The following is a 6,744-nucleotide window of genomic DNA, read 5'->3' on the forward strand; positions in this document are numbered from 1 at the left end:
TACACGTGGTGGTAGGGCAGCCCCTTTTGGATGCTGGCCGCGCGGTAGAGCTGTTCCAGCAGCAGCACGCGCGCCAGTTCGTGCGGGAAGGTCATGGGCGAGAGGCTGAGGGTGAAGCGGCATTTGTCCAGCACATCCTGCGACAGACCAAACGCGCCGCCGATGATGAAGCAGGGCGCGGTGGCCGGGTCCTCGGACCATTTGGTTAAGGACTTGGCAAGGGCCGGTGAGGTCATGGTTGCCCCGTGCTCGTCCAGGGCAACGGGAAAGTCCTGCGGGTCCAGTTTTTCGAGGATCTTTTTGCCTTCCCACTCTTTTTTGGCCTCGGTTTCCAGATGGCCGGGGGCGTCCTTTACGATAACTTCGGTCACCGGGTAGTGCCGTTTGATGGCTTTATGATAATAGGCGGCGGCGTCCTGCCAGTGGCCTTTTTTGAGCTTGCCCACCCAGAGGAATTTCAGCTTTTTCATGTGTTCTCTTTTTGTTGGGGTTGGTCGCGTCCGGTTGTCAAAGGACGGGGCTTGGTTTACTTGTCAGAGATACACCCATTGTTCAAGTTCGCCGTCAGCGCCATGCGCGATGGCCGATTCGATGAAATACACGAGTGATCACCCTGAGGTTTACCTGATGCCGAGACATCGCGCACCGGACGTTTGTTCCCGCCGCACGAATGCACCATGGCTTGTTGTGGTATTTTGTATTGTTGCCGTCTTTGCCCTGTCCACCGGGGGCGTACGCCACGCCCATGCCGCCGGGGGGCTGGAACTGGGCAACCTTATCCTTGATAACCTTGCCGGAAATATCACCGTGCGCTTTGGCGTGCGGGTGGACCAGTTGGAGGAGCTTGAACAGGTTCTTGCCGAAGGTTCCACCGTTGGGCTGGTGTGCGAGGGCGGCGTGTCGCGCCGCAAGAGCATGTGGCCCGATAAAACGCTGGCCGAGGAGGAGTGGGTTTCCACCCTGCGGCGCGACGTGCTGGCGCAGGACTATGTGCTGGACCTGCCCGGCGCGGAAAAGGCGCTGCGCTCCAAGGACCTTGCCGCACTGCTCAAGGACGGATGGGGGCGGCTGTCCATGGTCATTGGGCCATGGGCCGCGTTGTCTCCGGGCGGAGAGTACAGCTTGGACCTTTCCATCACCCTCACGCGGCGCGACGTACCTGTCTGGCTGCGGTACGTGGTGTTTTTCAAGTCATGGGACGTCTATCAGCCCGTCAGCTACCAACTTGATTTCCGCTACTAGGCAGTTCCATGAACGAACAGCTTGAAACCTCGTCCATTAAGGTCGGCACCGGCACCACCAAGGAACGCAAGCGCCGCCAGCGCGAATTGCTCATGGCCTGCGGGGCGCTCCTCGTTGTGCTGATGCTGACGTGGGTGGAGCTGAAATACTTTGGGGAAGTCAATTCCTTCATCTTCCTCGGCCTATTCAACCTGAACGTCATCCTCCTGTTTACCGTCGTCTTTGTGGTACTCAGGAACGTCATCAAGCTGGCCCTTGAGCGCCGCCGCAACGTGCTGGGGTCCAAGCTGCGCACCCGGCTTGTCATCTCCTTTGTGGCGCTGTCCATTGTTCCCACCTTTCTCATGTTCGCCCTTGGCGCAAAGTTCGTCCAGACCTCCGTGGACTTTTGGTTCAAGACGCAGGTTGAGGACTCGCTGGAGCAGGCGCTGGAAGTGGGGCAGGCGTTCTATGCCTCCTCGCAGGAGCGTCTGGAGCGGCGCTCCACCTATATTTTGGAGCAAATCCTTCAGCGGCGCTTTGCGTGGGGCGGCAAGAGCATGGACGCCCTGCTGCGCGAAAAGCGCAAGGAGTACGACCTGTCGCTCATTGGCGTCATCACTCCGGACCAGAAGGAGCAGAACTGGCATACCGGGCCGGAGTGGAAAGGCGTGTGGGAGGAGGTGCGCGATAACGTCAACTGGGAGAGCCTGCGCGAGCGCCCGGAATTTTGGTCCACCATCCGCGCGGGGTCCGGGGCGGATATGGTCCTCGGCATTCTGCCCGTTGACGACGGCAAAACCGGCTACCTTGTCCTTGGCGAGAGCATTGGCCATGGCCTGCTGTACAAGCTGGACAAGATTGTTAACGGCATCAGCGAGTACAAGCAGATTCGCACCATGAAGCACCAGTGGAAGCTGGCGCTGTATGTGCTGCTCGCCGTGGTGACCATGCTTATCGTCATGGGGGCCATCTGGTTTGGGATGCGTCTTGCCAAGGAGCTGTCCGCGCCGGTGCAGGCGCTGGCCCACGGTACCCAGCGCATTGCGCGCGGCGACCTGAGCGTGCGCCTTGAGGATACCTCCAGCGACGAACTGGGCTTTCTGGTGCAGAGCTTCAACGAAATGGCCAAGGACCTGCAACTCTCGCGCTCCGAACTCACGGAAGCCAACGAGCGCCTGAACCAGCAGAATCAGGAACTGGAGCAGCGCGGCCGCTACATTGAGGCCGTGCTGGACAATATTACCGCAGGCGTGATTTCGCTGGACCCCAAGGGCCGCGTCAGCACCGTGAACAAGGCCGCCGAGACTATGCTTGGCCTTGACGGCGGAGCCATTGCGGGCAGCCGTCCTCTTGATTTGCTGCAGGGCCACTACGCGGACCTCATTACCGAGGTGTTCGAGCAGCTGGGGGCCAGCCCCGGCTCGCAGTGGCAGCGCCAGATTGACCTCACCCTTGGGACCCGGGACCTCAAGCTCCTCGTCAACGTGGTGACGCTGGAGGATTCCGAAGGCAACGACTCCGGCATCGTGGCGGTGTTTGAGGACATCACGGAGCTGGAAAAGATGCAGCGTGTGGCCGCATGGCGCGAGGTTGCGCGGCGCATTGCCCATGAAATTAAAAACCCCCTGACGCCCATCAAGCTCTCCGCCCAGCGCATGGAACGCAAGTTCGCCGAGCAGGTGGAGGACCCGGTGTTCACCCAGAGCACCCAGCTTATCGTCAATCAGGTGGAGCACCTGCAGCAGATGGTGCAGGAGTTCTCGTCCTTCGCTAAGCTGCCGGAGGTGGACCTCAAGTGGGGCTACCTTGCACCGCTCATCGAAGAAGTTGTGGCCATGTTCCGCAACAGCCATAGCTCCGTGCACTGGAACCTGCACTTTGAGGGGCAGATTCCGCGCATTAAGCTGGACAGCGAAGGCATGCGCCGCGTGCTCATCAACGTGCTGACCAATGCGGCGGACGCCCTGCACGGCGAAACGGACCCCACGGTGGACATCGTGGTCACCTGTGACAAAATGCTTGGGTGGGTGCGTATGGAAATTCGCGACAACGGTGCGGGCCTGACGCAGGAGGAACGCTCGCGGCTCTTCGAGCCTTACTTCTCCCGCAAGAAGGGCGGCACCGGCCTTGGGCTGACCATCGTCAAATCCATTGTCAGCGACCATCACGGCTACGTCCGCGCCGTGCCCCACGAGCCAAAGGGCACCACCATCGTTGTGGAATTGCCCGTCTAGTCAACGTTTCCCCGCTGGCCGCCGGTCCCGCGCCGCCGGGGAGGTGGCGGCAGTCAGCGCGGCACCTTCCCATCACCCCAAATCGGCCGCAGAAGGCTGGCGAGGAGGAGAGGCATGCGAGTCATCATCATTGGCGGAACAGGGTTCATCGGCAGGCGGCTGTGCGTGACCCTGAAGGAGAAGGGGCACAATGTCGTGGTGACGTCGCGCTCCCCTGAGCGGGCGGAGCGCCTGTTCTCCGGCCATGTGACTGCCGCTGGATGGGACGGCGCAGACCCGGACGCCCTTGCCCGCGTGCTGGATGCCGGACATGGGCCGCAGGCCGTGGTGAATTTGGCCGGGGACAATATCGCCTCGGGCCGCTGGACGCAGCAGAAAAAGGCGCGGATTCTGGACAGCCGGGTGCGTGTGGGCAGCGCCCTTGCCGCCGCCGTTGCCAAGGCGGACGCGCAGGTGCAGGCCGTGGTACAGGGTTCTGCCGTTGGCTACTACGGACCACAGGCCTCGGCGGACGATAAGGAGCTTGCCGAAGACCTTCCCGCCGGGCCGGGCTTTTTGGCCGAAGTCTGTACGCAGTGGGAGGCCGCCGTTGCCGGCGTGGCCGAGCATGGCGTGCGGGTGGCCTATGCGCGCACGGGGATTGTCCTTGGCATGAATGGCGGCGTGCTGGAGCGTTTTTTGCCGCCGTTCAAGATGTACGTCGGCGGCCCGCTTGGCGGCGGGGGGCAGTGGTTCCCGTGGGTGCATGTGCAGGACGAGGTGGGCGCGCTGGCCTTTTTGGTGGACTGCGAGGACGCGCAGGGCGCGTTCAACCTGTCGGCGCCGGGCGTGGTGCGCATGCGCGACTTTTGCAAGGAGCTTGGGCGCGCGCTGGATAGGCCCTCGTGGCTGAATGTGCCCCGTTTTGCCCTGCGTCTTGCCATGGGCGAGATGGCCGACGAAATGATTCTTTCCTCCATCCGCGCCGTGCCGCGCCGGCTGGTGGAAAAAGGTTTTGTTTTCCGCTATCCTTTCCTGCAGGATGCACTGGAAGATATTATCAATGATTAGGGGCGGATGTATGGGCAGTATGCCCTGGGCCATCCTTTAGCACGGCGGTGAGCATGACGCGGAAGAGAATACTGGTGGTCGAGGACGAATCCATCGTTTCTCTTGATATTTCGCACCGGCTGCGGTCCCTTGGCTATGAGGTCGTGGGGCAGGCGCGCACTGGCGGCGACGCCGTCGCCATGGCCGGAACGCATGAGCCGGACCTCGTGCTGATGGATATTCAGCTTGAAGGGAACATGGACGGCATTCAGGCCGCCGAGGCCATCCGCCGCCGGTTCGACATTCCCATCGTCTTCCTCACCGCCTATGCGGATTCTGAAACCGTCCAGCGCGTGAAGGTCACCGAGCCGTTCGGCTACATCATCAAGCCCTTTGAGGACCGCGAGGTCCACACCGCCATAGAGATGGCCTGCTACAAGCACGCGGCGGAGCGCCGGGTGCGCGAGAACCGCCAGTGGCTTCAGGCCACGCTGGATAGCGTGGGCGAGGGCGTTATCTCCACGGACGACCTTGGCCGCGTCAACTACATGAACCGCGTGGCCGTGGCGCTGACCGGCTGGTCGCAGGATGAGGCCACGGGCAGGCCGCTGGGTGACGTGCTGCGGCTTGAGGACGAAGAGTTCGGGCGCGGCTTTGACCCCGTGGCCCGCGTCCTTGGCGGGCGCAAGACCATCCGCACCGACGCTGTGGTGCTGGTTGGCGGGCCGTCGGAGCGCGTTCCCGTGGACCTGCACGTTACCGCCGTGCGCGATGACAACAGCGAAATCCTCGGCCTTGTGGCGGCATTTCGCAATATTGCCGAGCGCCGCCGGACCATGGTTGCGCTGAAAAAGAGCGTCAAGGACCTGCGGCAGGCGCTGGACGCCACCGTTGGCGCGCTGATTGTCACTTCCGAAAAGCGCGATCCGTACACCGCAGGGCATCAGCTGCGTGTGTCCAAGCTGGCGGTGGCCATTGCCACGAGCATGGGGCTGGAGGAAGACATGGTCCGCGGCATCGAGGTCGCGGCCCAGCTGCACGACCTTGGCAAAATTTATGTTCCGGCGGAGATTCTGTCCAAGCCCGCCTCGCTGTCGGCCATTGAATTCAACATGATGCAGACCCACCCCGAGGCCGGGTACGAAATTTTGCGTATGGTGCCCTTCCCGTGGCCAGTGGCGGATATTGTGCTCCAGCACCATGAGCGCCTCAACGGCTCCGGCTACCCCAAGGGACTGGTGGGCGACGATATTTTGCAGCAGGCGCGCATCCTTGCCGTGGCCGATGTGGTGGAGGCCATGTCCTCGCACCGGCCCTACCGGGCGGCCCTTGGGCTGGACCGGGCCTTGGAGGAAGTCCGCTCCGGGCGCGGCAACCGGTACGACACCGCCGTGGTGGACGTGTGTCTGGAACTTTTTGAAGCGGGGTTCGACTTTGACGGCGGCGAAAGCTCCGCCGCGGCCCCGGTGGAACAATAAGGAGCACTGCAGGTGAACAACCTGATTCTTGTCGTGGATGACGAGGAAGGCATTCGCTTTTCCCTGCGCGGCATTTTGGAGGACGAAGGCTACGAGGTCATGGAGGCCGAAAGCGGCGAAGTGGCCCTCTCCACGCTGGAGGCGCAGTCCCCCTCGCTCATCCTGCTGGATATCTGGCTGTCCGGCATTGACGGGCTGTCCGTCCTTGAAACCGTGCGCGAAAAGTGGCCGGACATCCCGGTCATCATGATTTCCGGCCATGGAAGCATTGAGACCGCCGTGACCGCCATCAAGAAGGGTGCGTTTGACTTCATCGAAAAGCCCCTGTCGCTGGAAAAGGTCATCGTCTGCGTGAACAAGGCTTTGGAGTTCAACTCCATCCGGCAGGAGAACCGCGCCCTCAAGGAGCGCATTGAATCCGACCACACCCACCGCCTTACCGGCGAGTCCGCGCCCATTGTCGCCCTGCGGCGGCAGATTGAGCAGGTGGCCCCCACTGACGCGTGGGTGCTCATCACCGGCGAGAACGGCACCGGCAAGGAAATTGTGGCCCGCTCCATCCACCAGCAAAGCCGCCGGGCAGAGCGCCCCCTTGTGGCCGTCAACTGCGCCGCCATCCCCGAGGAGCTTATCGAAAGCGAACTCTTCGGGCACGAGAAGGGCGCGTTTACCGGCGCGGAGTCCGCGCAGGCCGGCAAGTTTGAGCTGGCGCACACGGGCACGCTGTTCCTTGATGAAATCGGCGACATGAGCCTGAAAACGCAGGCCAAGATTCTGCG

6 protein-coding genes are annotated in these 6,744 nt (G+C 62.3%); 5 read left to right on the forward strand and 1 reads right to left on the reverse strand.

Annotation, left to right across the window (positions count from 1 at the left end):
• On the reverse strand, window positions 1-470 hold a 470-nt coding region (locus ACY69P_RS12700; RefSeq protein ID WP_462327739.1), incomplete at its 3' end, for a 23S rRNA (pseudouridine(1915)-N(3))-methyltransferase RlmH.
• Window positions 471-687: 217 nt separating this feature from the next.
• Here ACY69P_RS12700 and ACY69P_RS12705 point away from each other — a divergent pair.
• From ACY69P_RS12705 to ACY69P_RS12725, 5 genes are all read left to right on the forward strand, one after another.
• Window positions 688-1,242 (forward strand): DUF4390 domain-containing protein, encoded by a 555-nt coding sequence (locus ACY69P_RS12705; protein ID WP_462327740.1) that lies wholly within the window; start codon window positions 688-690, stop codon window positions 1,240-1,242.
• A gap of 8 nt (window positions 1,243-1,250) precedes the next feature.
• Window positions 1,251-3,458, forward strand: coding sequence for a sensor histidine kinase (locus ACY69P_RS12710; RefSeq protein WP_462327741.1), 2,208 nt, complete (start codon window positions 1,251-1,253; stop codon window positions 3,456-3,458).
• 114 nt (window positions 3,459-3,572) lie between these two features.
• Window positions 3,573-4,508, forward strand: coding sequence for a TIGR01777 family oxidoreductase (locus ACY69P_RS12715; protein ID WP_462327742.1), 936 nt, complete (start codon window positions 3,573-3,575; stop codon window positions 4,506-4,508).
• 53 nt (window positions 4,509-4,561) lie between these two features.
• The gene (locus ACY69P_RS12720) at window positions 4,562-5,965 is read left to right on the forward strand and encodes an HD domain-containing phosphohydrolase (protein WP_462327743.1); all 1,404 of its coding nucleotides are present in this window, start codon (window positions 4,562-4,564) and stop codon (window positions 5,963-5,965) included.
• A 12-nt stretch (window positions 5,966-5,977) separates the two neighbouring features.
• On the forward strand, window positions 5,978-6,744 hold a 767-nt coding region (locus tag ACY69P_RS12725; protein WP_462327744.1), incomplete at its 3' end, for a sigma-54-dependent transcriptional regulator.

The sequence above is a fragment of the Desulfobaculum sp. genome (assembly GCF_054921475.1).